16 protein-coding genes are annotated in these 25,428 nt (G+C 73.6%); 11 read left to right on the forward strand and 5 right to left on the reverse strand.

Features of this window, described 5'->3' with window-relative positions:
- The first annotated feature begins 162 nt into the window (after nt 1–162).
- The gene (locus tag ABT354_RS33185) at nt 163–951 is read left to right on the forward strand and encodes a 4Fe-4S single cluster domain-containing protein (RefSeq protein WP_351500747.1); all 789 of its coding nucleotides are present in this window, start codon (nt 163–165) and stop codon (nt 949–951) included.
- A gap of 106 nt (nt 952–1,057) precedes the next feature.
- Here ABT354_RS33185 and ABT354_RS33190 read toward each other — a convergent pair whose 3' ends face one another.
- Nucleotides 1,058–2,182: a macro domain-containing protein gene (locus tag ABT354_RS33190; protein WP_351500749.1), complete on the reverse strand. Its 1,125-nt coding sequence runs from the start codon at nt 2,180–2,182 to the stop codon at nt 1,058–1,060.
- A gap of 449 nt (nt 2,183–2,631) precedes the next feature.
- Between ABT354_RS33190 and ABT354_RS33195 the strand changes: the two genes are divergently transcribed.
- The 4 genes from ABT354_RS33195 to ABT354_RS33210 are packed head-to-tail and all read left to right on the forward strand — an operon-like array spanning nt 2,632 to nt 10,008.
- Nucleotides 2,632–5,361: a protein kinase domain-containing protein gene (locus tag ABT354_RS33195; protein WP_351500751.1), complete on the forward strand. Its 2,730-nt coding sequence runs from the start codon at nt 2,632–2,634 to the stop codon at nt 5,359–5,361.
- The gene (locus tag ABT354_RS33200; protein ID WP_351500753.1) at nt 5,358–7,268 is read left to right on the forward strand and encodes a hypothetical protein; all 1,911 of its coding nucleotides are present in this window, start codon (nt 5,358–5,360) and stop codon (nt 7,266–7,268) included. The genes ABT354_RS33195 and ABT354_RS33200 overlap by 4 nt, the downstream gene beginning before the upstream one ends.
- The gene (locus ABT354_RS33205; RefSeq protein ID WP_351500755.1) at nt 7,265–9,436 is read left to right on the forward strand and encodes an AAA family ATPase; all 2,172 of its coding nucleotides are present in this window, start codon (nt 7,265–7,267) and stop codon (nt 9,434–9,436) included. Before ABT354_RS33200 ends, ABT354_RS33205 begins: the two co-directional genes overlap by 4 nt.
- On the forward strand, nt 9,436–10,008 hold the full coding sequence (locus ABT354_RS33210; protein ID WP_351500757.1) for an FHA domain-containing protein: 573 nt from the start codon (nt 9,436–9,438) through the stop codon (nt 10,006–10,008). Before ABT354_RS33205 ends, ABT354_RS33210 begins: the two co-directional genes overlap by 1 nt.
- On the opposite strand, the gene ABT354_RS33215 is transcribed toward ABT354_RS33210, so the two are convergent.
- The gene (locus tag ABT354_RS33215; protein ID WP_351500759.1) at nt 9,953–13,600 is read right to left on the reverse strand and encodes a CHAT domain-containing protein; all 3,648 of its coding nucleotides are present in this window, start codon (nt 13,598–13,600) and stop codon (nt 9,953–9,955) included. The two genes, ABT354_RS33210 and ABT354_RS33215, sit on opposite strands and share 56 nt — an antisense overlap.
- A 229-nt stretch (nt 13,601–13,829) precedes the next feature.
- Nucleotides 13,830–15,341 carry an MFS transporter gene (locus tag ABT354_RS33220; protein WP_351500761.1) on the reverse strand — a complete coding sequence of 504 codons (1,512 nt, stop codon included), beginning with the start codon at nt 15,339–15,341 and terminating at the stop codon, nt 13,830–13,832.
- A 182-nt stretch (nt 15,342–15,523) separates the two neighbouring features.
- Here ABT354_RS33220 and ABT354_RS33225 point away from each other — a divergent pair, with 182 nt between their 5' ends.
- Complete coding sequence (locus ABT354_RS33225) at nt 15,524–16,261, forward strand: TetR/AcrR family transcriptional regulator C-terminal domain-containing protein (protein WP_351500763.1); 738 nt, start codon at nt 15,524–15,526, stop codon at nt 16,259–16,261.
- 21 nt (nt 16,262–16,282) lie between these two features.
- On the opposite strand, the gene ABT354_RS33230 is transcribed toward ABT354_RS33225, so the two are convergent.
- A complete protein-coding gene (locus ABT354_RS33230; protein WP_351500765.1) occupies nt 16,283–17,308 on the reverse strand; it encodes a helix-turn-helix domain-containing protein in 1,026 nt (341 codons plus the stop codon).
- Nucleotides 17,309–17,721: 413 nt separating this feature from the next.
- Here ABT354_RS33230 and ABT354_RS33235 point away from each other — a divergent pair, with 413 nt between their 5' ends.
- The 5 genes from ABT354_RS33235 to ABT354_RS33255 all read left to right on the forward strand — a co-directional run bounded on the left by ABT354_RS33235 (nt 17,722) and on the right by ABT354_RS33255 (nt 23,752).
- Complete coding sequence (locus ABT354_RS33235) at nt 17,722–20,031, forward strand: glycosyl hydrolase family 18 protein (RefSeq protein WP_351500767.1); 2,310 nt, start codon at nt 17,722–17,724, stop codon at nt 20,029–20,031.
- A 181-nt stretch (nt 20,032–20,212) separates the two neighbouring features.
- Nucleotides 20,213–20,914: an HNH endonuclease family protein gene (locus ABT354_RS33240; protein WP_351500769.1), complete on the forward strand. Its 702-nt coding sequence runs from the start codon at nt 20,213–20,215 to the stop codon at nt 20,912–20,914.
- A 258-nt stretch (nt 20,915–21,172) separates the two neighbouring features.
- Nucleotides 21,173–21,328 (forward strand): hypothetical protein, encoded by a 156-nt coding sequence (locus tag ABT354_RS33245; RefSeq protein ID WP_502983546.1) that lies wholly within the window; start codon nt 21,173–21,175, stop codon nt 21,326–21,328.
- 153 nt (nt 21,329–21,481) lie between these two features.
- Complete coding sequence (locus ABT354_RS33250) at nt 21,482–22,078, forward strand: HhH-GPD-type base excision DNA repair protein (RefSeq protein ID WP_351500771.1); 597 nt, start codon at nt 21,482–21,484, stop codon at nt 22,076–22,078.
- 174 nt (nt 22,079–22,252) lie between these two features.
- Entirely contained in the window at nt 22,253–23,752 is a 1,500-nt protein-coding gene (locus tag ABT354_RS33255) for a M28 family metallopeptidase (RefSeq protein WP_351500823.1), read from the forward strand.
- Nucleotides 23,753–23,862: 110 nt separating this feature from the next.
- Here the strand turns inward: ABT354_RS33255 and ABT354_RS33260 are convergent, their stop codons facing one another.
- On the reverse strand, nt 23,863–25,401 hold the full coding sequence (locus tag ABT354_RS33260) for a helicase HerA-like domain-containing protein (RefSeq protein WP_351500773.1): 1,539 nt from the start codon (nt 25,399–25,401) through the stop codon (nt 23,863–23,865).
- Nucleotides 25,402–25,428 lie beyond the last annotated feature (27 nt).

The following is a 25,428-nucleotide window of genomic DNA, read 5'->3' on the forward strand; positions in this document are numbered from 1 at the left end:
CGGGAAACCAGGAAAGGGGTACGGCCGCCACCGGGGCCCGGATCGGGGAACAGTGCGGAACCCGGGAACGGGCGGGGAACGGACGGGGAACCGGCGGCAGCGGTCGGCCACGGGCGGGATCAGGCGGGATCGGGCGGGATCGGCTTCGGGGGAGATCAAGGAATGGACGGCGACGGGAGCGGGCCGGGTGCGGCGGCCCTGCGGATCAGCGCGACGCACTTCCCGGTACGGACGCTGGGCCCCGGACCGCGCCTCGGTGTCTGGGTCCAGGGGTGCCGGCTGGCCTGCCCCGGCTGTATGTCCCGGCACACCTGGGACCCGGGCGGCGGCGGGACCCGGACGGTGGCGTCGCTGCTGCGGCTCTGGCGGGCCGCGCTGGCCCGGGGCGCCGCCGGGCTCACGGTCAGCGGCGGGGAGCCGCTGGAGCAGCCGGAGGGGGTCGCGGCGCTGCTGGACGGCGCGGCGGCGGTCCGTGACGAGGCCGCCGACCGGCCGGTCGACCTGCTCCTCTACACGGGATACGAGGACCAGGAGATCGCCGCCGACCCGGCCAGGGCGGCGGCGGTCCGCTCGGTCGACGCGCTGATCACCGGGAGGTTCCGGGCGGCCGAACCCACCGACCTGGTGTGGCGCGGCTCGGCGAACCAGCGGCTGCGACCGCTGAGCCGGCTGGGCCGGGCGCGGTACGCGGGACATCTGGGACGGACGGACACCACGGGGCCCCGGCTCCAGATGGCATGGGGCGAGGGGGAGAACGATGTACGGCTGTACGGGGTGCCCCGGCGCGGTGAACTCGCGTCGCTGGAGCGGAGATTGCGCGCGGCGGGGATCCGCCCCGGGGGGCCCGGCCGGCGGCCTCCCCGGACGGCCGACCTCACCGACGGGTCCTTCCGGAGCCGGGCCCGGAAGGACACACCCGACGCACCACCCGACGCACCCGACACTCCCTGACCACCGGGGGGCCCGCCGGCGCTCCCCGGTGTCCGGCACCCGTACGGACCGGGGGGACCGGTGGCACTGGGATGACCGGGTGGGCCGGGGCGGCGCGGCCTCCGCTTCAGCGCGGGCGGATCGCGTCGGCGAGACGGCGGTCGCGGACCACCAGATGGACGCGGCGGCCCGGGTCCTTGGCCAGCTCGTCGCGGATCGCCCAGCGCAGCCAGGTCGCGCTCAGCGCCGGGTCGAGACCGCCCCGGCCCGCCCCGAGCAGCGGGAAGCAGATCGAGTTCAGCGTGATCCCCTGGCGCTCGCTCTCCTCGCGCGCCAGCGCGAAGCAGGCGGCGACCGAGCGGGCGATGCTCGCCGGGCTGACCCAGTACCCGTCCTCGTGCGGGGTGACCACCGCCGCGTGGTAGATCCGGCGGATGCCCCGGACGGCGAGCGCCCCCGGCGAGGTGGGCACCACCGTCCCCGGCCGCACCGGCAGGCCCGGCCGGCCGTGGGCGCGCAGCCAGGCGCCGAGTTCCCGTACGAGGACGTCGTCCACGATCTCTCCGGCCGGGTCGCGCACCGCCGCGGCCAGCCGCAGCGAGCCGGAGACCGTGGGGCGGAAGGTCTTGGACATCTCCAGGTAGACATTCTCCGAGGAGACCAGGATGTCGATGTCCCGCAGGAGTTCGATGGGGGACACATGGAGCGTCACCGTGCCGTCCCCGCCCACCGGGACCCCGTCGAACCGGCGCGGCGGCTGCTCCGGGCCGACTCCCGGAGCCAAGGAGCCCAAGGGGTCCAGGGAGGCCACCGAGCCCACCGGGGCGACCGGCACCGCGCCGACGGGGCGGCGCAGCACCACCAGGACCGCCTCGGCCAACTGCTGGAGCACCTGGGGCTCCTGGTGCTTGCGGAACCGCTCGGGCGTCACCCCGTACACCGCCGCCGCCATCTTGCGGCGGTCGGGCGCGGGCGCCCCCCGGCGGTCGGGGAGCAGCCCGAAGGTGTGGGCCGCCGCGCGCCCGAGCAGATCACCCTCGCCCAGGCACCTCACGGCCTCCTTGAGCAGGGCCTCGATCCCCGCGGGTATGTCGTCGGGGCCCCCGCAGAAACCCCCTGCCAGCGCGGCGGCGCGGAGGGCCGGATGATCGGCGCCGCGCAGTCCGGCCAGTCCGGGCCGGCGTATGGTCCGCAGTTCTTCCAGGAGTTGATCATAGGCGGGAAGAGCGGCCGGCAATTGCTCCTGACTCATGGACATCAGGCTAGCGACGGAACGACCCGGGGTCGATGCCCGGACCCCCATAGAATCCGGCATTCCGCAGACCCGGGAAAGCGGATTGTGTATCACCGAGGCCATCACGCGCGGGGAATTCGGGAAATCTGGCGAACGGGCCCGTGCGGTCGGCCACTTCGCTATCATCGCTATTCAACTGTGGCACCCGGGTTGCACCACCGGGTTCCGCCCGGACGGCGTTCCGCGCTGCCCCGCATTCCCGTCCGCGCGATGGGAATCGAACACTCAAGCGGCGTGGGGAAATTGGCGTTTCGCACCCATGGCCGTGGTGTCCGTGGTGCTCCGCGGAACCGCCGGACCGGAGCCGTAGCGGCACCCCGCGCCCGCCACCGCTCCCCGGCCGCCCGCCCCTTCGGCCCTTCCGCCTTTCCTTCGTCCTTCCCTTCCTCCGCCCTCACGCGTACGGGGTGACCGTTGTGACCCAGCCACCACCGCCCACCGAGTACGAGCCCGACGACCACGAGCCGGCCGCCGGGCAGGGGCCCTCCGGCCACGCACCGCCGACCGAGGTCGAGGTCGAGGTCGAGCCCGACGCGCACCTCACGGAGGTCGAGCCCGACGCGGACCGTACCGATGCCGGACCGGGCGCGGACCGTACCGACGTCGAACCCGACCCCGGCCGTACCGATGTCGAACCCGACCCGGACCGTACCGACGTCGAACCCGAAGCGGCCGGACACACGGGGGTCGGCGGCACCGACTCCCACCGCACCGACACCGGGCACACCGACCGCACGGACACCGACCGCGCGGACACCGGGCACCCGGCCCGTGCCTCCCGGACCCGGCGCCCCGTGCCGCCGCGCGGGGACACCGGACGGCTGCCCCGCTCCCTGAGCCACCGCTTCCGGCTGCTGGCCGTGGTCCGCAGGCCCGCCCACCGGCACCAGGCCGCCGTCCTCCGGGTCACCGACGCCACCGGCCTGACCCATGTCCTCAAGTGGTACGACCACGAGCACGCCCCCGAGCCCCGGGTGTGGGAGCTGCTGAGCGCCCCCCACCCCCACCTCGCCCGGTTCACCGAGACGGACCCCACCGGCGCCGACGGCCACCCCTACGACCTCGTACCGTCGTACGGGGAGACCGACCTCGCCACCTATCTGAAGGACAACCCGGGCCCCGTCCCCGCCCCCTTCGTCACCGGTGTCGTCCGCCAGCTCCACCGGGCCCTGACCACCCTCCACGAACTGGGCCTGGTGCACCGGGACGTCAGCCCCGCCAATGTCGTCCTGGGCCGTCTGGACCCGGCCGACCCGGAACTCACCCTCGTGGACTTCGGGGTCTCCGCGTACGCCCCCGAGGAGCGGTCCGCCCGGGGCACCCGCTGGGTCGGCACCATGCCGTACATGTCCCCGCAGTCGGTCCTGCGGCACCAGATGATCCATCCGCCGGGCGACTGGTGGTCCCTGGGGATGATCGCGGCGGAGATGGCCGGGGGCCGCCACCCCATCCCGTACACCACACCCGAGATGGTCCAGGAGGAGATCGCCTCCCGGGGCATCGATCTGCGGCGGGTCACCGACACCCGGCTGGCCCTGCTCTGCCAGGGGCTGCTCACCCGGGACCCCGACCACCGCTGGGGCTCCGGTGAGGTGGCGCGCTGGCTGGCGGGCGACTCCCCGCAGACCGCCCCCTGGGACCCGGGCGCCGCCCCGCCCGTCTCCGACCCCTCGCTACGGCCCGGCGTCGAACCCTTCCTCTTCCTGGGCGAGCCGCACACCCGGCCGCAGCAGCTGGCACGGGCGTTCAGCGAGAACTGGCGCGCCGCCGTACGGACCCTCGGCAAGCGGGACGACCGGGAGGGATTCACGAACTGGCTCCGGCAGTTCGGCGAGGCGCCCGGCCATGACCGGACCGAACTGAACGCACTGATCGGGCTGTTGGCGGAGCGGGCCCCCCGCCCCGCGACCCTGGTACGGCTGATCTCCTGGCTCGGTCCGGCGCTGGACGCCTCCTACCGGGGTGTCCCCATCGACCGGGCGGGGCTCACCGAACTCGCCGACCTTGCCGTGCGCGGCGACGAGTTCGCCCTGGACGTGGTGAACGATCTGCGCGAACACACCCTGCTGCCGCTGCTGGACCACCGGCCCGGGGGCGACGGGCTGCGGGGGATCGACCGTGACTGGATCGCCGCGCTCTCCCACTGGGAGAACCAGGTGGACGAGGCCATCGCCCAGGCCCCCTCGCTCCGGGCGAGGGAGCGGGAGATCCACCGGTACACCGCCCTCACCCCCGTCCGCCGCGCCGCGCTGCTGGCGCTGGTCGCCTCCCCCACCAGCCGGTACCACCGGCTGGCCGAGCGGGCCGCCCGGACCGAGGCGGCGCTGCCCCGGCCGGTGGCCTGGTACAGCAGGCTGATCCGGGACCGGGACGGGGCCGAGGGGGCGGACGGCCGGATCCCGGTGCCGGAACTGGTCCGGCTCCAGCTCGCGGATCTGCTCGCCGGAGAGGCCGAGCGGGCGTCCTGGCAGGCCCAGAACGAGATCGAACAGGAGGCGGCGCTCCGGGGATTGCTGGCGGACGAGGACGCGGCGGCCCGCTGGGTACGCCGTCAGGACACCCTGCCGACCCTCGGCTGGGCTCTCGCGGGGGCGCTGATGCTCGTCATTCCGTGGCTCCTCCTCATCGGACTGGGCGATCTGCTGGGCCGGCCCTCCCAGCCGGCCGTGGTCCGCGCGTGGATGCTGGCGGTCCCGGGCGCGGTCGCGACGGTGGCGATCGAGCTGTGGACGGCGTACCGCATCGGCGCCCCCGCCTACCACCCGGACCGTTCGGTGGCCGGGCTGCTGATCGACCGTGCGCTGCCGTTCGCCCGCTTCGTACGGCAGCCGGGGTCGCGCTTCCCGGTACGGGGGTTGCTGCTGCTCCTGCCGCTGGCGCTGATGTGGCTGACGGTGATGTACCTGCCCTGGCTCTGGCCCGCGCTGACGGTGGCCGGGCTGGCGGGGTGGAGCGTGTGGCGGCTGTACGGGTGGCAGCGCCTGCGCGAGGAGGTCCGGTCCGGGGCGGGGGGCAACGGCGGACCCCCCGCCGGACCCACCGGACCCGCCGGGCCTCGCGGACCAGGTGGACCCGCCGGACCCGCTGGAGGGCGGGAACGGGCGGAACAGGGCGTACAGAACGGAGAACGGGCATGAGCTCATGGCAGCTGCCGACCAGTCTGGAGTCGGTCATGCCGGATCTGACCTTCCCGACCGGTCTGGGCTCGGACCTGTCGACGGTGGCACCGGGGGAGGCGGCCGGCTCCACCGGCGGCGGGCTCGGCACGGACCTGCACATGGATCCGGGCGTGGACTTCGGCACGGACCTCGGCACGGACCTGGGTACGGACCTGGGTACGGACCTCGGTACCGGCATCGGTACGGACATCGGCGCGGGGCTCCCGGAGTTCGCCCTGCCGGAGGTCTCCCTGACCGACACCGGCGGCCGGGTCCTGGACGCCGCCCTCGACCAGGCCCAGGAACTGCTGGTGCCCGCCCTCATCGGGCTCGGCTCGCTCAGCGGGGCGCTCCTCGCGGGGCGGGCCGCGATGGCCGGGACCCAGGCGCTCGCCGGGGCCGCCATCCGCGCCGCCGAGGCCCAGCGGCTGCTGCGCAGAAGCCGGCTGGACGCCTGCCGCGCCGCCGAGTGCTGGCGGCAGGCCGCGTTCGCCACCGCCCTGCTCAACGCCCGGATCGAGACCCTGTACGGCCGGGTCGCCCAGGCCGCCCCGGAGGGACCGGTCGGACCGCCCGTCCCCCCGCCGGTGGACCCCGTGGGGCTGAGCCTGGACCAGATCTGGGAGCGGCTCACCACCACCGGGGGTGAGCTGTGCCGGGCCGAGGCCGCGTTCGCCCGCGCGGTGACGGCGGACCGGTCGGCCGCCGAACCCACCGACACCGTGGCGGCGGAGTGGCACCGGCGGCTGCGACGGCGGCGGACCGTGGCGCTGGAGGAGTACGCACGGGCCGCGCACCCGGGCGCCCCGGGCTGGACCCCCGTCCGGACCCCGCGCGCGCCGGACCCCGACGGGCTCACCGAGGAGAAGGTGCTGGCCCATGGCGAGGAACTGCTCGCCGGGCTGCCCCTGTACGCAGACGCAGCCGACCTGCGGCTGATCGAGGAGAAGATCGCCACCGCCGCCGAGGAGGCGGTGGCCGGGCGCCCCGCCACCGCCGGCCGCCTGCTGCGCGAGGCCACCCGCTTCGCCGGCCGCGCAGGCCGCGCCGCCGAACGCCGCCGGACGACCCGGGAGTGGGCCGCCCTCCAACTCGGCTTCCTCCGTGGGGGCCCTGCGGGGGCGATGCCGGAAGGTACGGCCGGGGCAGCGTCCCGCCCGGCGGGCGGCACCCGGACCACCACAGGCCCGGCGCGTACGGGTGCGGCCGGGTCCGGGGCCGGTGCGGCCGGGTCCAGTGGTGCCGGGTCCAGCGGTACGGGGTTCGGGGGGCTGCCCGACGTCACGGAGGAGATCGCGCTGCTGGAGCGGGTCGTGTACGAGGGCGAGGCGCTGGACGACGGGGCACGGGCGCGGGTCGGTGCCCGGGTCGCCGAGCGGGCCGCCGTACTCCAGCGGATCTACACCGCCGAGGTGGTCCGCGCGGCGCTGCGGCGCTCCCCCGAAGGGGCCCGGATCCGGCAGCGCCCCGGCGGGCCGGACACCACCGCCACCCGCCCCGAGATCATCGAGTGGACCCCGCCCGGCTGGGGCGAGGACCACTGGCTGCGCCTGGTGCTGGAGAACGGCGAACGCGCCCGGGTGGTCACCATGCACCGCCCCCGCCCCAAGGGGACGGAGACCGACCACGACCGCACCCTCGACCAGCGCCGCTGCGCCGAGGCACCCCGCCATCTGCACACCCTGAAGGAGCTGCTCGACCAGGCGGATGTCGTCCTCGGGCTGGCCTTCGACCCCGTACCCGGCGCGGCGGAGCGTACCGCCCCCGCCCGGCACGGGCACGGGACGGAGGACCACTCCACCGACCGGCCCGGCACCCCGCCGCAGGACCGGCGCCGCGACGACGGACCGCGCGTCCGCCACCACGACCGGGAGCCCCGCCGATGACCACCGCCCCCCGCCCCGCCCGTGAACGGTGGCTCCCCGCCTTCGCCGAGGAGCTGACCGGCACCCTCGCCGTGCACTCCCAGTACGTCGTCCACGGCAATATCCGCGACATCCATCTCGTCCGCTACGAGGACGACCCCGACGAGGGCCACGGCGGCCTCCCCCGCGACCACGCCCACACCCTCACCGAGGTGCTGTGGAACGCCCTGTGGCCCGAGGGGTACGAGGCGCTGCTCCGCTACAACGTCCTGGACGGGTTCACCGTCGCCATCGGACCGGCGGCGGACGAGATCCGGGAGCTGCTCCCCCGCCGGAACGCGGCGGACGGACCCGGCGGCTCCGGCGGCTCCGGCGGCCCGGCGGGGCTCCCGGGCCGGGGCGACACCGCCGGTCCGGGCCCCGGCCCCGGGCCCGAGGTGGAACGTGTCCTGCGGTCGCTCGTCACCGGCTGGCAGCACCAGCGCGCCCGCCATCGGCCGGTCGCCCCGCCGGGCGGCGGCCGGGCACCCGCTCCGCTGCGCCAGGACCCGTACCGGGTGGCCCTGCTGGTCGACTACGCGGGCCGGATCCCCACCGATGTCTCCCGCCTCAGCGACGCGGAACGCGACTTCTTCCTCGGCTGTCTCAAACTCGCCGAGGAGGCCGCCCCGATCCCCGCCCCCGACGGCGGGCGGGCCCTCTTCAACCCGGTGATCTGGCTCGCCGAGGGGGAACGCGATCTGCCCACCTGGCTGGTGGCCGGGAGCGAGCGGGTCCGCACGATCGGTGTCCCGCTGCCCGACCTCGGCGCCCGGCAGCGGATGGCCCGGCTGCTCGCCGAGGAACACCCCACGAACCCCGCCCCTGACTCCGACCCCGACTCCGCCGGCGGTGGGAAGCAGGGCGCGGGCACCCCCGTACGCATGGAACCCGTACGCCTGGAAAAGGAGGCACCCCGGCCGGCGGGGGCGGCACCGGCCGATCCCCAGGCGGTCGATCCCCAGGCGGTCGACACCTTCGCCCGCAGCACCGCCGGGCTGACCCTGCGGGCGATGCGGGAGAGCGCCCGGATGGCGGTCGACCGGAAGCTGCCCTTCTCCGCGATGCGGGACGCCGTCCGTGTCTATCAGCTCGGGGTCGAGGACAACCCCTGGCAGCGCTCCCATGTCCGGGAGCAGATCCGCCGGGGCGAGTCCTATGTGCGCGGCCGGGTGAAGGGCCAGGAGAAGGCGGTCGCCAAGACCCTGGACATCCTCAAGCGGGCGGCCCTCGGGCTCTCCGGCGCCCAGGCCTCGCACTCCGGCAGCCGTCCGCGCGGGGTGCTCTTCTTCGCCGGGCCGACCGGCACCGGCAAGACCGAGCTGGCCAAGTCGGTGGCCCATGTCCTCTTCGGCACCGAGGACGCCTGTCTGCGCTTCGACATGAGCGAGTTCTCGTCGGCCCACTCGGTGGACCGGCTGGTGGGGGCGCCGCCCGGCTATGTGGGGTACGAGGCGGGGGGCGAGCTGACCACGGCGGTCCGCAACGACCCCTTCCGTGTGGTGCTGTTCGACGAGATCGACAAGGCGGACCAGGCCGTACTGGACAAGTTCCTCCAGGTCCTGGAGGACGGCCGGCTCACCGACGGACAGGGGGTCACCACCTACTTCAGTGAGTGCGTGCTGATCTTCACCTCCAATCTGGGGGTACGCGGGCGGGGCGAGGCGGCCGGGCACGACGGGCCGGTGGCACGGCCCGGGATGCCGTACGACGAGCTGGAGAAGATCATCCTCAGCAATGTCAAACACCACTTCGTGGAGGAGATCGGCCGGCCCGAGCTGCTGAACCGGCTGGGCGGGAACGTCGTCGTCTTCGACTACATCGCGCCCGGGGTGGCGGCGGAGATCTTCGACTCGCAGATCGGCAATATCCAGCGGGTGCTGCGCGAGGAGCAGGGTGTGGTGCTGGGGCTGACGGAGGAGGCCCGCCGGACGCTCTCCGAGCGCTGCACGGCCGACTCGGACAACGGGGGCCGGGGCATCGGCATGCTGTTGGAGACCCTGCTGATCAACCCGCTGGCCAGGGAGTTGTTCGACCAGGAGGTGCTGGCCGGGACGGCGGTCACGGTCACCGGGGTACGGGTGGGGGAGAACGGCACCCCGGCGCTGGAGCTGCGGGTGGGCGGGGCCCGCCGGACGGGCGGGCGCTGATGGGCGGGCCCCGTTTCGAGCGGGTGCCGGAGCCCGGCCAGGCGCACGGCCCCCCTCCGGAGGAGCCACCGGAGCAGCAGGAGCAGCAGGAGCAGCAGCAGGAGCCACCGGCACCGGCACCCGGCCCGTTCGGCGAAGCGGCCGAGTGCTGGAACTGCCGGGAGCCGGTCGCCCCGGCCGAGACGCACTGCCCCACCTGCGACGCCCCCCGTACCCACACCGTACTGAGCTGCCCGGACCTCGCCCTGGAGCTGACCCATGGCCCCGGCGCCCCGCTCCGGCTGGGCCGGGACCCCGTGTGGGCCCCGGCCACCGCCGCCGCCTTCGGCGCGCTGCCCCGGATCTCCCGGCGGCAGGCGCAGATCACGGTGGATCCGGACGGCTCGGTCTGGGTCGAGGAGCCGTCGCCGCCCAGCACCAACCGCACCTATGTCAACGGTGAGCCGGTCGGCCCCGGGCGGCGGGCCCGGCTGCGGGACGGCGACGAACTCCGCTTCGGCCGGCGGATCGTCCACTTCACCGTGCGGGTGCGCGGTCCCGGGGGGCCGGAGCGGGATTGCCCTGGTGGATGAAGGCGGCCCAGGAGGAGAGGGCGGTGGGCCCGGCGGGGTCGCGCTCGACGGCGGCGAGGAGTTCCCCGTCCAGACCGGGCACCGGCTCCCGGTCGAGGTCGAGCATCCACAGCTGGGCCGCGCGCAGCGCGTCGGGCGGGGCGAGCCCCTCCACGGCGAGCCGGTGGTGCAGGACCACCATCAGCGCCGCGGAGGCCGCGCTGTCCGGAACCTTCCACCGGGAGCCGACCACATCCGCCGCGCCCCGGGCCAGCAGCGCCGTCGTCGGGGTCAGTGCCTCGTCGTGGTCGCGGCTGCTCAGATCCGTCTCACAGGCGCTGAGCACCACCAGGGCACCGGCCGCCGGGCGGGAGTGCCGGGGGTGGCCCGCCGGGTCCAGGATCCGGCTGACGGTGAGCTGCCCCGTACCCCCTGAGCCGCCCCCGGATTCACAGCCGGGATCGTCGCCGGGGCCGTCGCCGGGGTCGCAGTGGAGCAGGGAGTCGGTGGGGCTGGGCGCGGCCACCCCGTGGACGGCGAGATGGAGCAGGGTGGCGGGCGGCTCGGCGGCGGTCCCGTCGAGGCAGCCGAGGATGTCGTCGGGGGTCCCGGCGGCCACCGTGTCGAGATCGTCGTGGGAGCCGAGGACCCGGGCCCCGGGATAGCGGCCGTTACGGAGGGCGCTGATCTCGTCCTGCGCCCACTGGAGTTCGTCGCTGGGGTCGGCGACCAGGACCGGCCGCTCGGCCAGGGGCGCGCGGGCCCGGCGCACGGACCGCAGGAACTCGTCGCCGCTGGCCGCGTAGGTGAGGACGGTGGACCGGCAGAGATATCCCCCGCCGTCGGGCAGATGGGCGGCGTGCCAGGGCACGGCGCCGAGATTGCCGCAGGGTACGAGGGTGATCCGGCGGGCCGGTGCCCCGTCGGGGACCGGGGGCAGGGTGTCGAGGACCGGGCCGAGGACGCTCCCGCCCGCCCAGCGGGAGACCGCGTCGAGGGCCGACTCCCAGTGGCCGTACGCGGCTTCCTGGGCCTCCCTCGTCCCCTTCTCCTGTACGGCGGAGCGGCGGGCGCCCGCGTCGAGATAGTGGTCCAGCGGCGCCCGGCCCAGGGCACCCAGACCGGGCAGCCGGCACACGGCGGGGTCGGCGTCGGGGCGTACCACCACCGCCGTGCCGTCCGCTCCGCCCTGGCCGGGCACCAGATACACCAGCGCGTCGGCGTGGCAGGCGCGCAGCCCGTCGCGGAGTTCCGTCACGCCGGGGCCGTCCAGCAGCTCCCGCAGGGGTTCGGTCCCCGGTTCGGCCCCGTCGTGGGGGCGGCGCAGCACGGCGAGGGCGCGGCGGCGCAGGGTGCTGGGGATGGTCAGACCGCCGCTCCAGCCGGAGCTGAGCATGCGTTCGGCGGTCTCCAGGGCGCCGCGTTCCGCTTCGGCGGGGGGTTCGGGCGGGGCGGAGGGGCGCAGCAGGGGGCGGGCCTCGTGCCAGCGTTCGGCGAGTTCGGACTCGCCCCGGGCGTGGAGCTGTTCGGCGACCCCGGCGGAGGCCGCCGCCGAGCGCAGCACCAGGGCCCGGCCGGCCTCCAGGGCGGCGACGGCGGATTCCAGGGCGACGGCGGGTTCCCGGCGGTGGGCCTCGGCGGCCCAGGAGGCGGCGAGCAGTCCCCGGCTGGCGGCGGAGCGGGCGACCTTCAGACCGTGTTCGGGGCCGAGTTGCAGCAGGACGTCCTCGGCGAGGATCCGCAGGGAGTCCCGGGCCGCGGCGACGGCGGCCGGGCCGTCCCCGCGCGCGGTGTCGCCGCGCCGCCGGTACGCCTCCGCCAGGGCCCACAGCACCTGCTGGGCGACCTCGGCGACGCCGCCGTCGGCCAGCTCCTCGCGGGCCTGTTCCAGCTCCGCGATCTCCTCGTCCAGCAGGGCGGGGTCCCCGTCGCCCGCCCGCAGGATCTGGAGGCAGAGGGCGATGAGATGGCGGGTACGGGGGTGCTGGGAGGCGGCCATCTCGGGGGAGTCGAGGCTGCGGCGGGTCCGGGCGATGGCCGCGGTGAGCCGTACGGGGTCGGGGTCGGCCAGGGAGGCGAGCGCCAGCGATGCCAGCCGGGCGCTGTCGAGCAGGGGGTGCAGCATCGGCAGCGTGACCGGCATCTCGACGGCCTCGTCGAGATAGGAGCAGGCGGTGCGGATGGCGGAGACCCCGCCGTCGAACCGGGCGAGGTACATATGGAGCAGCCCGAGCATATAGAGGGTGATGAAGGAGAACTCGCTGCTGTCCCCGGTCTCCTCCTGGAGGTCGAGGAGTTCGTCCAGGATGGTTTCGAGCCCGTCGACGTCCCCGGCCTCGGCCGCCTCGGCCATGCGCAGTTCGCAGTGGAGGACCCGGCTGATGAGCAGCAGATCGGCGACGCTCCGGCTGGGCGCGGAGGGCCGGGCGGCGGCGGGGTCGGGGCCGAGGAGGGTGTCGAGGAGTCCGCGCAGCCGGTCGCGGTCGGCGAGGCTGCCGCCGCTGGTGGTGGCGGCGGTGAGCAGTCCGGGGGAGACCAGCCGGGAGACCTCGCTCAGCAGACCGCCGTCGGTGGTGTCCGGGGTGGCGCCGTTGAGCAGGTCGACGCCCTCGGCGAGGGCGGCGGGGTCGCCGGTGCGCAGGCCCTGGGACATCCGGCCGAGGATCGCCATCAGGGTGTCGGAGCCGTCGGAGGGGGCGTCGCCGAGGCGGGTGAGCAGGCCCTCCATCTCGTCGGGGCGGAGGGTGCCGGGGGCGAGCATCTCCAGGCCGGCGGCGGCGAGCGGGTAGAAGGCGGCGGCCTCCTCGGCGGTGGGCGGTTCGGGGAGTACGGGGGGTACGGGGGGCTCGTCGCTCCCGGCGCCGGGCCGGGGTGTGCTGCCCAGCAGCGAGAGGGCGGCGTTCAGCAGGCCCGTCTGCGGGTTGTCGGCGTCGCCCGAGGTCATCTCGGTGGCCAGGTCGCGCAGTTCGCCGAGGTCGAAGTGGAGCATCGAGCCCTCCGCGACGGTGAGCGCGCGGTCCATGTGGTGGAAGTACCGGGCGGTCTCGGGGGTGGTCTCGCCGCGGAAGCGGTCCATCAGGGTGCGCAGTTCCCGCATGTCGGCGGTGAGTTCGGGGTCCCCGACGGCCAGCAGCCGGACCAGCTCGAACGCCTCCTGGAGCCGGGGCAGCCGGTGGTCGCCGGTGTCGACCAGGCCCGGGGGCATGAGCAGCAGCAGGAGTTGGAGGGCGGAGCGGCGTTCCTCGTTGTGCTCGTCGGTGAGTCCGGTGGCGCGGGCGGCGCGCAGGGCCCGCAGCCCCGCCGTCCGGTCGTCGCGGGTGGGGGCGGTGAGATAGCGCTGGGCGTACAGTCCGCCGAGCCGGGCGCGGAGCACGGCGAGGTCGGGGTCGTCGCCGGGGACACCGGCGGTGGTCAGCTCCCCTTCCAGCGTGGTCAGCTCGCCGATCAGCCGGTCCCGTACATCCGGATCGGCGCCGGGGCGGTCCGCGCCGGGGGCCCTGGCCTTCCCCAGCCATTCCAGCGCCCGCGCCATCGCCTCCCGGGCCCGGGCCTCCCTCTCCGCAGGGCCCTCCGCAGGGTCCTCGTGATCCCCGAACGCGCCGCTCCGGTCCATGGGTTCTCCCCTTCGCCGTACCGTGACCGGTCCATCATCGGCCTGTCGGCCACGCCGGGGACGCGGTCGGACGTACCCACCGGAAAGCGCCCGGAACACGTCCGTGAATCGGCCGGGCACCGGGGCCGGAACACACGGCGGGGCCCGTACGGCGGTGTGCCGTACGGGCCCTTCTCCGGCCGCGCTCCCCGGGGCGGCCGGGGGGACGCTCGCGCTCTGCTCCTCCGGGTCAGCCGGCCGGGACGGTCTCCGCGGTCCCGGCCGCCTCGGCCGCCTGGGCCTCGGCGGCGGCGCGCTCCTGCTTGCGGCTGCCCATCAGGAAGGAGGCTAGGGCCGCGGCGGCGACCACACCGGCCGCTCCCGCCCAGAAGCTGGCGGACATCGCGGCGGTGAACGCCTCCCGGGCCGCCTCGGCGATCCGGCCGTCGCCCAGCGCCAGGGCGTCGGAGATGGAGTGCCGCGCGGCCTCGGGGGCCGAGCCCATCTCGTCGCTGTAGGTGCTGGAGAGCACCGCGCCCAGGATCGCCACACCCAGGGCGGCGCCCGCCTGCTGGATGGTGTCGTTGAGGGCGGAGCCGACACCGGCGTGCTCGGTCGGCACCGCACCCATCAGGGCGGCGATGGCCGCCGGCATCGCCAGCCCGCCGCCCGCTCCGAGCAGGACCATCGCGGTGGCCAGCACACCCCAGCCGTCACCCTCGGAGAGGGTCGCCAGCACCGCGAACCCGGCGGCGATGACCAGGAGGCCGATGACGGCCATGATCCGGTTGCCGGTCCTGGAGAGCAGGGAGGCGCCGATGGTGTTGAAGACGATCACCGCGACCGCCATGGGCGTGAAGGCGAGCCCGGTCTCGGTGGGGGTGTAGCCCATCACGAACTGGAGGTACTGGGTCAGGACCAGCATCAGACCGCCGTTGGCGAAGGTCAGCAGGACCAGCGAGAAGCTGGCGCCCGTGAAGACCTTGTTGCGGAAGAGCGAGAGCGGGACCATCGGCGACTCGCAGCGGGTCTCCCAGACGCCGAAGCCGATCAGGCTGACCAGGGTGACACCGAGGGAGATCTGGGTGCCGGTGTGGGAGAGACCGCCCTGGGGCAGCTCGATGATGGTCCAGACGAGGGCGGTCATACCGGCCATCGAGAGGACCATGCCGACCGGGTCCGCCTTGCGCCAGGGGCCCTTGGACTCCGGCATCAGCACCAGCGCCGAGATGATGGCGAGGATCGCGATCGGCACATTGATGAGGAAGACCACGCCCCAGGAGAAGTGGGCGATGAGGGCGCCGCCGAGGACCGGGCCGCCGACCAGACCGACCATGGCGACCGCGCTCCAGGCGGCGATGGCCTTGGGACGCTCGTCCTCGTCGAAGACGGTGATCAGGATCGACAGGGTGCTCGGCATGACCAGCGCACCACCGACACCCATCAGGGTCCGGCCGAGGATCAGCTGCTCAGGGCTGGTGGCGTAGGTCGCGAGGACCGAGGCGAGTCCGAAGAGCACCAGACCGATGATCATCAGTTTCCGGCGGCCGTACTTGTCGGAGAGGCTGCCGGCGGTCAGCAGAAGACCCGCGAAGACCAGGATGTACGAGTCGATGATCCACTGGATGTCCTGCGAACTGGCGTCCAGATCCTCCGCGATGGAGGGGATCGCCACGGTGAGCACCATGTTGTCGATCACCAGGACCAGAGTGCTGAGGCAGAGCACCACCAGGATCAGCCAGCGCCGCGGGTGACGTTCCATGACCAGACCTTTCGGAGCACGGGGACGAGCGTTGCGCACTCCGTTCCGTACGGTGTGCGGCTCTACGAACACTGTACGGTCGCCGCACGGTGTACGCAAGGCCGTACATCGTGCGTTCGCTGGGTTACGCTGGTTCCGCCCCGGCACACCGAGCCGGCACAGAGAGGGAAGGAGGCCGTCACATGGCAGCCAAGGGACAGGCGTTCCCGTCCGTATGGGCCCGTCCGCAGCGGCAGCGGCGGGAGCAGCCCGCCCTGAGCCGGGACCAGATCGTCGCGGAGGCCATCGCGCTCCTGGACTCCGAGGGGCTGGACGCGCTGAGCATGCGCAGACTCGGCACCCGGCTGAACGCGGGCGCGACCTCGATGTACTCGCATGTGACCAACAAGGACGAGCTGATCGAGCTGGTGGTGGACGAGGTCTACCGCGAGATCGAGATCCCGGTGGTGGACGGCCCCGAGGGCTGGCGGGCCGCCGCCCGCACCAGCGCCCACAGCCTGCGCGCGGCGATCCTGCGCCATCCGTGGATCGCGGCGGTGCTCGGTGAGGTCAGCGGCGCCTCGCTGGGGCCGAACATGATGCAGATGTCCGAGCGGATCCTCGCCCTCTTCGAGGACGGCGGCTTTCACCCGGACGACGCAAGCACCGCGATGAGCACGCTCTTCGCCTATGTCTTCGGGACGACCACGAGCGAGGCGGCCTGGCTGACCAAGCTCGCCCGCAGCGGGCAGAGCGAGGAGGAGTGGCTGGCGCGACTGCTGCCCGCCGCCGAGGCGGCGGTGCAGCCGTACCCCCGGCTGCGGCGGCAGTACGAGACCCGCAAGGACTCCGCCGCGCAGCAGATCCGGGGCTCCGACTTCGACCTCGGCCTCGAAGCGGTCCTCGACGGCCTGGCGGTACTGCGCTCGCCCACGCCCTGAGGTCCGGGCCTCCGGCCCCGGTCAGCGGGGGCCGTGGGTGGCGGGGGTGAGGACGCCCCGGTGGGCGGCCTGGAGGCCGGCCTGGAGGCGGGTGCGCGCGCCGAGGGTGTCCATGATCCGGCGCATCCGGCGCTCGACCGTCCGCTGGGCGACCCCGAGCCGCCGGGCGATGGCCCGGTCCGTCAGCCCCGAGGCGGAGAGCGCCAGGAGATGTTCCTCGTCCCCGGTGAGCCCCGCCGCCCCCGCCGGGGCCCCGTACCCGCCCCGGGGCCAGAGCGGGACCGAGCGCTGCCACAGCGACTCGTACAGACTCACCAGCCCCTCCAGCAGCGCGGGCACCTGGAGGACGATCACCTCCCCGTCGCCCTCGCCGCCGGTCGGCACCAGCGCGGTCCGGCGGTCGGCGACGACCAGGGTGAGGGGCGCCTCGGCGATCACCCGGCTCTCCGCGCCCAGCCGGGCCAGCTCCCGGCAGCGGCCCAGCTGTTCGGGGGTCTCCAGCGAGCCATGGCCGTAGATCGCCCGGCAGCGCACCCCGGTGGCCACCAGCGCCCGCTGGACCGGGCAGGGCGCCCGGTCCAGGACCAGCAGCTCCTCCGGGACGGTGCGCTGAAGCCGGGCGAGCCAGCGCTCCACCGCCTCCCGCCCGCTCAGCCGCTGGAGCGACGGGCCGTGCCGCTCCCGTACCGCCCGGAACTCCTGCCCCAGCGCCACGGCGGCGCCCCGGGCCCGTTCGATCTCCGCCCGCCGCTGGAGGGCGAGCACCTCGATCGCGGTCTCCGGGGGCGCGGGCGCGTACCGGACGGGCCGGCCCGGCACCCGGTTCAGCAGCCCGCGCCGCTCCAGGGCGCCGGTGCGGCGGCGGACCCGGGCGCTCTCCCAGCCGGTGGCCACGGCGAGTTCGGCGGCGGTGGCACGGGGGTGGGCGATCAGGGTCCGGTAGAGGAACTCGTCGTCGGGGGAGACCCCGAGCGCGGTGAGCCGGGATCCGCCGCCGCCACCGCCCGGCTCCCCTGTCCGGCTGTCGCGTGACCGGCTGTCGCCCATCGCACCTCCCCGGGGCCGGTCCGGTCGCCTCCCGGGCCGGTCCGGGCATCGACGGTAGAGCGGCACCCCCGCTGCGGTACAGACCAATGCACGCCGCCACGGGCCATGGCGGAATACCGACACTGACGGAAAATCCACCCCCGGCACCGGGAACGGCCGGGACACCCCGCCCGTACCGTGAGGATTCCCGCACGCCCACGCCCGGACGCCGGAGCCGCCGGAGCCATCCCCGGGCCACCCCGGCCCACCCCGGGCCACCCCGAGGGCGTGCACCGGCACCCCCGTACACCTGCACCCCGTACACCGCGCACCGCGCACCGCGTACCGGAGCACCCCTACCACCCGCACCCCTACCGCCGACACCCCACCGCACGGACGAGCACGGCCCCGTACCCCCACCCCCAGGGAGCGCCATGTTCACCCGACGACATCCCCCTCCCCGCGCCCGCCGCCGACGGCCGCGACGGACGCTCGCCACCCTGCTCGCGCTGGCGCTGCTCCCCCTCGCCGCGCTCACCTCGCTCGCCTCGCCCGCGCGGGCGGCCGGCACCCTCACCGCCACCTTCGCCACCGAGAACAACGGCTCCTGGTGGCGCGGCACCTGGACCATCCGCAACAGTGGCACCGCGCCCGTCACCGGCTGGACGCTCGCCTTCGATCTGCCGCCCGGGGTCACCCTCAGCGGCCACTACCACGGTGAGGCCACCGTCTCCGGCTCCCGGGTGACGGTCCGCAACGCCCACTACAACGCGACCGTCCCGGCGGGCGGCACCACCGCGCCCTGGAGCTACTGGTTCATCGCGAGCGGACCGGTCGGTCAGCCGCCCCGCTGCACCGTCAACGGCGACAAGTGCGACGGCACCCCGGATGTCCCGCCGGGCGCCCCCGGCACCCCGCGCGCGACCGCCGTCACCACCCGTACGGTGGCGCTGGAGTGGGGCGCGGCCACCGCCGGTGACCACCCGGTGGCCTCGTACGAAGTGCTCAGCGGCGGTACGGCCGTGGCCACCTCCACCACCACCGGCGCCGTGGTCACCGGGCTCACCCCGGCCACCAACCACACCTTCACCGTGCGCGCCAAGGACATCCGGGGCAACACCGGACCCCCCAGCACCGCCGTGACCGTGGCGACCGTGGATCCCTCGACCGACCCCGTGCCACCGAGCGTCCCGGGAGCGCTGCGCACCACCGGGAAGACGGCGTCCTCGGTCTCCCTCGCCTGGAACGCGTCGACCGACAATGTGGCCGTCGCGGGGTACGACGTCTTCCGCTCCGGTGTCCTGGTGGCATCGGTGACCGGCACCTCGGTCACCGTGGACCGGCTCTCCCCGGTGACCTCGTACAGCTTCGCCGTACGGGCCCGGGACACCGCCGACAACGCCTCCGCGCTCTCCACCCCGGTGGTCGTCGTCACCGAGGACGTGGCCGGGCCCGGCAAGCACCTCAAGGTCGGCTACTTCATCCAGTGGGGGCTCTACGGGCGCCAGTACTTCGTCAAGAACCTCGACACCTCCGGCGCCGCCGCCCGCCTCGACGTGATCAACTACGCCTTCCAGAACATCCATCCCACCGAGCTGACCTGCCAGGCGGGGGTCACCAAGGGGGTCTCCGGCAACCCCCAGGACCCGGACGAGGGCACCGGCGCGGGTGACGCCGACGCCGACTACGCCCGTCCGATCTCCGCCGCCCAGTCCGTGGACGGGGTGGCCGACGACGGCTGGGGGAAGCTCCGGGGCAACCTCAACCAGATCAAGAAGCTCAAGGCCAAGCATCCGCACCTCAGGGCGGTGGTCTCGCTCGGCGGCTGGACCTTCTCGAAGTTCTTCTCGGACGCGGCGGCCACCCCCGCCTCGCGGGAGAAGTTCGTCCGCTCCTGTGTCGATGTCTGGATCAAGGGCAATCTGCCCGTGTACAACGGCGCGGGCGGGCCCGGCAGCGGCGCCGGGGTCTTCGACGGGATCGACCTCGACTGGGAGTGGCCGGGCGCCGAGGGCCATCCGGGCAACCACTGGAAGGCCGCCGACAAGGACAATCTCACCGCGCTGCTCGCGGAGTTCCGGCGCCAGCTCGACGCACTGCCGGGCGAGCGCAGACTGCTGACCGCCTTCACCCCGGCCGATCCGGCCAAGATCCAGGCGGGCTGGGACATCTCACGGATCTTCGACTATCTGGACTTCGCCAATGTGCAGGGGTACGACTTCCACGGCTCCGGCAGCGATGACTCCTGGGAGCCCCGGCGCACCGGCCACCAGGCCAATCTCCACCGGGACGCGCAGGACCCGTACCCCTTCGACTTCAGTGTCGAACGGGCGGTCCAGACCTACCTGGACGCCGGGGTCCCCGCCCGCAAGCTGACGGTCGGCTTCCCCTTCTACGGCCGTGGCTGGAAGAACGTGGCGAGCGGCGGTACGGCCAACGGCGAATGGCAGACGGCGAACGGCGCGGCGCTGGGACAGTTCCCGACTGAGGCCGGCATACGCGGCTACCACAATCTGATCACCAGCGTTCCGAATATGACCGTCCACCATGACGAGCAGTCCGGCTCCACCTTTGGCTACACGGGGGAGAACGGTCAGTGGTGGAGCTTCGACGACACCTGGTCGATCGCCCGGAAAACCGCCTGGATACGGTCGAAAGGGCTGCTTGGGGCGATGGTCTGGGAAATGTCTGGAGACACCCCGAACGGCACCTTGATGAACGCGCTCCACACCGGACTGCCCTGATGGACCCCCGGCCCGGTCCGCGACCGGATCCACCCTGGATCCATCGAGCGGACCGGGCCGTTCCGGAAAACGGAAGATCCGTCAACATGACAACCGCGCACAACGGAAATCTCCACTCGGTGGAGTGAAGCAGACGCCAAAGAGGTACAGGAGTGACGGCACGGGGCGCTATCAAGCGGTCATGACCAGTCATGCGGGGCGCGCCATGGCCGCCCTCTCCCTCGCCCTCGTCCCCCTGGCACTGTCCCTTCCCGCCGCCGGGGCGGCCCCGGTCGCCCCGGTGGCCCCCGTCCAGCCGAGGGGGGAGATCCTCCAGCTGGAGGACGCGATCTCCCTGCTGGTGGAGGCCGAGGAGGACCGCTCGGGATACACCCCCACCGCCTTCCCGCACTGGAACGCCGGCCGGGACGCCACCGACGGCTGCACCACCGAGCGGGAGGTGCTGATCGCGGAGGCGGTGGACGAGCCGCGCGTCTCGGCCGGCTGTGCGATCAGCGGCGGGCGCTGGACCTCGCCCTATGACCAGCAGTCCACCACCCGGGTCGGCAGCATGACCGTCGACCATGTGGTGCCACTGGCCGAGGCCTGGGGCTCGGGCGCCGCCCAGTGGACGGCCGAGCGCCGGGAGGCGTTCGCCAATGACCAGGGCTCGCCGTACGCGCTGACGGCGGTGACCAAGCGGGTCGCCCGGGAGAAGGGCGACCAGGACATCGCCGACTGGGTGCCGCCGGCCGAACAGGCGGTCTGCCCGTATGTCGGCCACTGGGTGGGGACCAAGCTGCGCTGGGGGCTGACCCCGGACAAGGCGGAGCTGGAGGCGCTGAAGCTCTTCGCCGACAACAGCTGTGAGACCACGGTCGTCATCGTCAACCGGGTGCCCTGACCCCCTCCCCCGGGTGCCCTCACCCTCCCTCCGGGTCCGCACCGCGAGGACCCTTCCGCGCACTCCAGCGCGCTCCCACTCGGTCGAACGCCCGACCACCCGAACGGCCGCCTGTCCCCCATCGGGCGGGACGGCCGTGACCTCCGGCGCGGCCCGGGGTTGAGACCGGCTGCCGGAGTCACTCATCAACGAATGGATGAAAGAGACATGAAGGTAAAAATAGCCCTTAGCGCACTGGGTGCCGTGGTACTCGGCGCCGTGCTGCCGGCCACGTCCGCGTCGGCGGACGAGACGCACCACAACTCGCACAACGGCGGGTTCACCCTGATCCACATCGGGCAGATCGACGACCCCGCCGAGGACGTCCTGGAACACGCCCGCATCCTGAGCAGGGGGTCCAGCACCACCAGCTGACCCCCTTCACCGGAGCCCCCGCCGCCCCGCACGGCGACGGGGGCTCCGGCACGCACGACCCGGTCCCGGGGAGGGCTCCGGCGGCGGCTCCCGAAGGCCCGGCGGACTCCGGCTCGCCGTGCGGCGGCGCCGGTCCCGGGCGACCATCGGACCATGAGCCCCGAGATCCACCTCGCCCAGCAGCCCGAGGCGGACGAGCTGCTCGGCCGGAGCCCGCTCGCCGCCCTGGTGGGCATGCTGCTCGACCAGCAGGTACCGATGGAATGGGCGTTCTCCGGCCCGTACACCGTGGCCCGGCGGATGGGCCGGGACGATCTCGACGCGGCCGAGATCGCCGCGTACGACCCGGAGTCCTTCGCCGAGCTGCTGAAGCAGAAGCCCGCCGTCCACCGCTACCCCGGCAGCATGGCCCAGCGCATCCAGACGCTCTGCCGGTACCTCGTGGACGAGTACGGCGGGGACGCCGCCGCCGTCTGGCGCGACGCCCCCGACGGCGCGGAGCTGCTGGCCCGGCTGAAGGCACTGCCCGGCTTCGGCGAGCAGAAGGCCCGGATCTTCCTCGCCCTGCTCGGCAAGCAGTACGGGGTACGCCCCACCGGCTGGCGGGAGGCGGCGGGCCCGTACGGCGAGGCGGGCGCCCACCGCTCGGCGGCGGACATCACCGGACCCGAATCGCTGGCCAAGGTACGCGCACACAAACAAGAGATGAAAAGGGCTGCAAAGGCGAAAAAGAGCGTGAAGAGTGACTGAAATCAGCTCATTGAAGCGGACCTTCCGGGTCCTTGAATGCCAAAGGCATGAACAAAGCCATGAGTTGACGCACAAGCGTTCCCATAAGGGCGCTCCTGTCGCTAACTTCCCTTCATCTTGTCCACACCGGGAAGGAACTCTGTGAAGGCATCCCGTCGCAGAGCCGTGGCCGCCATGGCCGCCGCCGCACTCGTGACCCCGCTGCTGCTCGCCTCCGCCCCCGCCTCCGCCGCCAAGAGCCAGGACCCGGGCGAGCAGGCCAGGAAGCTGGCGAGGAAGCTCGTCGCGAGCGCGTCCGTGAGCGACGCGCACCAGCACCTCAAGAGGTTCCAGCAGATAGCCGACAGTGCCCACGGGAACCGTGCCGCGGGCACCATCGGCTACGACGCGTCGGCCGCTTATGTCTACAAGCAGCTGAAGAAGTACGGATACAACGTCCGGTACGAGCCCTTCACCTTCCGCTACATCGAGACCCAGGCCGAGAAGCTGTCGGTGGTCTCCCCCGACCCGCGCGCCATCGAGCTGAACGCGCTGGAGTACACGGTCTCCACCCCGGTCGGCGGCATCACCGCCGATCTCGCGGCGGTCCCGGTGGACGCGACCACCGGCTGTGAGCCCGAGGACTACGCCTCCGGCACCTTCACCGGCAAGATCGCCCTGATCAAGCGCGGCGGCTGCACCTTCCTCCAGAAGCAGGAGACGGCCGCCCAGGCGGGTGCCGTCGGCGCGATCGTCTGGAACAACGTCCCCGGCGCGATGGGCGGCACCCTCGGCGCGGACACCACCCCGCGCATCCCGACCGGCGGGATCACCCAGTCCGAGGGCGAGGCCCTGGTCGCCGCCGCGGCCGCCGGACCGGTGAAGGTCACCTTCGAGGTCCGCCAGCTCCAGCAGAACCGGGTCACCAACAACGTCATCGCCGAGAGCCGCCACGGCAACGCGGCCAACACCGTGATGCTCGGCGCGCACCTCGACAGCGCCCAAGAGGGCCCGGGCATCAATGACAACGCCAGCGGCTCCGCGGGCCTGCTGGAGGTCGCCCAGGAGCTGGCCAAGGCCGAGAAGCGCCCGACCAACAAGGTCCGGCTGGCCTGGTGGGGCGCCGAGGAGAGCGGACTGCTCGGCTCCAAGGCGTATGTCGCCGGGCTCAGCTCCCTCGGCAAGCAGGAGATCAAGCTCTATCTGAACTTCGACATGATCGCCTCGCCGAACTACGGCCTCTTCGTCTACGACGGGGACAACTCCGACGGCGTGGGCGCGGGCCCCGGCCCGGAGGGCTCGGCGCAGCTGGAGCGGGACATCAACTCCTACCTGGAGCGCAGGGGCACCCCGCACGAGGGCACCGACTTCACCGGGCGCTCCGACTACGGGCCGTTCATCGAGGTCGGCATCCCCTCCGGCGGCACCTTCACGGGCGCGGAGGGCGTCAAGACCCCGGCCCAGGCGGCGAAGTTCGGCGGTACGGCGGGGCAGCCGTACGACCCGAACTACCACCAGAAGGGCGATGACATCAACAACATCAGCCTGAAGGCGTTCAAGGTGAACATCGGTGTCATCGCGAACGCAACAGGCACCTACGCCCATGACATCAGCTCGCTGCGGGCCCCGGTGACGGAGGCCGCGCCGACCGTCCAGGGCACCGCGAAGTCGGGCCACACCGAGGCCACCCGCTGACCTACCCGGTCCCGGACCCGGTCCCGGAAGGGCCCCGCTCCCCCTCGGGAGCGGGGCCCTTCCTGTGTACGGGGTCCTCTGATACGGGGTCCTCCGCACGGGCGGGTCCGTCAGCGGCGGCGGCGGGCGGTGCCGAAGAGGGAACGGGTGATCTCCCGGCCGAGCTGGGTGCCCACCGAGCGGGCCAGTGAGCGGAAGACCCCGCTGTCGACCACCTGTTCCACCAGCGTGCGGTCCCGTTCCGGCGGGGGTACAGGTGCCGGGGCGGTGGCATCGGATCGGGGCTCGGAGCGGGCCTCGGCGGCGGCCGTCAGCCGCTCGTACGCCGACTCCCGGTCCACGGCCCGCGCGTACACCGGATAGCGCGGCGCCGACTCCACCGCCGCCGCCAGCGCCTCCGGGGCGATCGGGCCCATCAGCGACCGGGGCGCCCGCAGCCGGGTCGCCGCCACCGGGGTCGGCGCACCCGTCTCACTGAGCACCGTGACCACCGCCTCCCCCGTACCCAGCCCGGTCAGCACCTCCTCCAGGTCGTACGCCGACCGGGGAAAGGTCCGTACCGTCGCCGTCAGCGCCTTGGCGTCCTGGGGGGTGAAGGCCCGCAGCGCGTGCTGCACCCGGTTCCCCAACTGGCCCAGCACCTCGGCGGGAACGTCCCCGGGCGTCTGGGTCACCAGGAAGATCCCCACCCCTTTCGAGCGAATCAGCCGCACCGTCTGGGTGATGGCCTCGACAAACGGCTTGCTCGCACCGGTGAAGAGCAGATGGGCCTCGTCCAGGAAGAACACCAGCTTCGGCCGCTCCAGATCCCCCACCTCCGGCAGATCCTGGAAGAGATCGGCCAGCAGCCACATCAGAAAGGTCGAGAAGAGCTGGGGCCGCTCCCGTACCGCCGGAAGCTCCAGAACCGACACCGTCCCCCGCCCGTCGGGGGCGGTCGACAGCAGCTCGGCCGTGTCGAAGGCGGGCTCCCCGAAGAACGCCGCCGCCCCCTGCTGCTCGAAAGCGGTCAGCGAGCGCAGGATCACCCCCGCCGTGGCCGACGACAGCCCGCCGACCCCCTTCAGCTCCGGCCGCCCCTCGTCCGAGACCAGGAAGGCCACCACCGCCCGGAGGTCCTTCAGATCGATCAGCTCCAGGCCCTTGCTGTCGGCATAGTGGAAGATCAGCCCCAGCGACTGCTCCTGGGTGGCGTTGAGCCGCAGCACCCGGGAGAGGAGCAGAGGACCGAAATCGGTCACCGTCGCCCGCAGGGGGATCCCGGTGCCGAGGCCGCCGAGGGCGTAGAAGACGCTCGGAAAACCCTCCGGCGACCACTCCTGCCCCACCTGGGCCGCGCGCTCGGCGACCTTCGGGCCCGGCTCCCCCGGGGCCGAGATCCCCGAGAGATCCCCCTTGATATCGGCGAGGAAGACCGGCACCCCCTGCGCGGACAACTGCTCGGCGATCAGCTGGAGCGTCTTGGTCTTGCCGGTGCCCGTCGCCCCGGCGACCAGACCGTGCCGGTTGAGCATCGCGAGCGGGATCCGCACCGGCGCGGCGGGCAGCGGCTCGCCCTCCCACAGCAGCGCCCCCAGATCGAGCGCGGGACCCGTGAAGGCATATCCCTCGGCGATCCCCCGAGCCTGCGGCGGCGCGCTCTCCACCATGAGGAACCCCTGATTCTCCGAGTCTGA

The organism is Streptomyces sp. NPDC000594, from assembly GCF_040299965.1.
GTDB lineage: Bacteria > Actinomycetota > Actinomycetes > Streptomycetales > Streptomycetaceae > Streptomyces.

What these genes read in the sequence shown, in the direction of transcription:
- ABT354_RS33185 (WP_351500747.1), top strand. Translation starts at nt 163, where the DNA reads ATGGACGGCGACGGGAGCGGGCCGGGTGCGGCGGCCCTGCGGATCAGC.
- ABT354_RS33190 (WP_351500749.1), bottom strand. Translation starts at nt 2,182, where the DNA reads ATGAGTCAGGAGCAATTGCCGGCCGCTCTTCCCGCCTATGATCAACTC.
- ABT354_RS33200 (WP_351500753.1), top strand. Translation starts at nt 5,358, where the DNA reads ATGAGCTCATGGCAGCTGCCGACCAGTCTGGAGTCGGTCATGCCGGAT.
- ABT354_RS33205 (WP_351500755.1), top strand. Translation starts at nt 7,265, where the DNA reads ATGACCACCGCCCCCCGCCCCGCCCGTGAACGGTGGCTCCCCGCCTTC.
- ABT354_RS33210 (WP_351500757.1), top strand. Translation starts at nt 9,436, where the DNA reads ATGGGCGGGCCCCGTTTCGAGCGGGTGCCGGAGCCCGGCCAGGCGCAC.
- ABT354_RS33215 (WP_351500759.1), bottom strand. Translation starts at nt 13,600, where the DNA reads ATGGACCGGAGCGGCGCGTTCGGGGATCACGAGGACCCTGCGGAGGGC.
- ABT354_RS33220 (WP_351500761.1), bottom strand. Translation starts at nt 15,341, where the DNA reads ATGGAACGTCACCCGCGGCGCTGGCTGATCCTGGTGGTGCTCTGCCTC.
- ABT354_RS33225 (WP_351500763.1), top strand. Translation starts at nt 15,524, where the DNA reads ATGGCAGCCAAGGGACAGGCGTTCCCGTCCGTATGGGCCCGTCCGCAG.
- ABT354_RS33230 (WP_351500765.1), bottom strand. Translation starts at nt 17,308, where the DNA reads ATGGGCGACAGCCGGTCACGCGACAGCCGGACAGGGGAGCCGGGCGGT.
- ABT354_RS33235 (WP_351500767.1), top strand. Translation starts at nt 17,722, where the DNA reads ATGTTCACCCGACGACATCCCCCTCCCCGCGCCCGCCGCCGACGGCCG.
- ABT354_RS33240 (WP_351500769.1), top strand. Translation starts at nt 20,213, where the DNA reads ATGACCAGTCATGCGGGGCGCGCCATGGCCGCCCTCTCCCTCGCCCTC.
- ABT354_RS33250 (WP_351500771.1), top strand. Translation starts at nt 21,482, where the DNA reads ATGAGCCCCGAGATCCACCTCGCCCAGCAGCCCGAGGCGGACGAGCTG.
- ABT354_RS33255 (WP_351500823.1), top strand. Translation starts at nt 22,253, where the DNA reads ATGGCCGCCGCCGCACTCGTGACCCCGCTGCTGCTCGCCTCCGCCCCC.
- ABT354_RS33260 (WP_351500773.1), bottom strand. Translation starts at nt 25,401, where the DNA reads ATGGTGGAGAGCGCGCCGCCGCAGGCTCGGGGGATCGCCGAGGGATAT.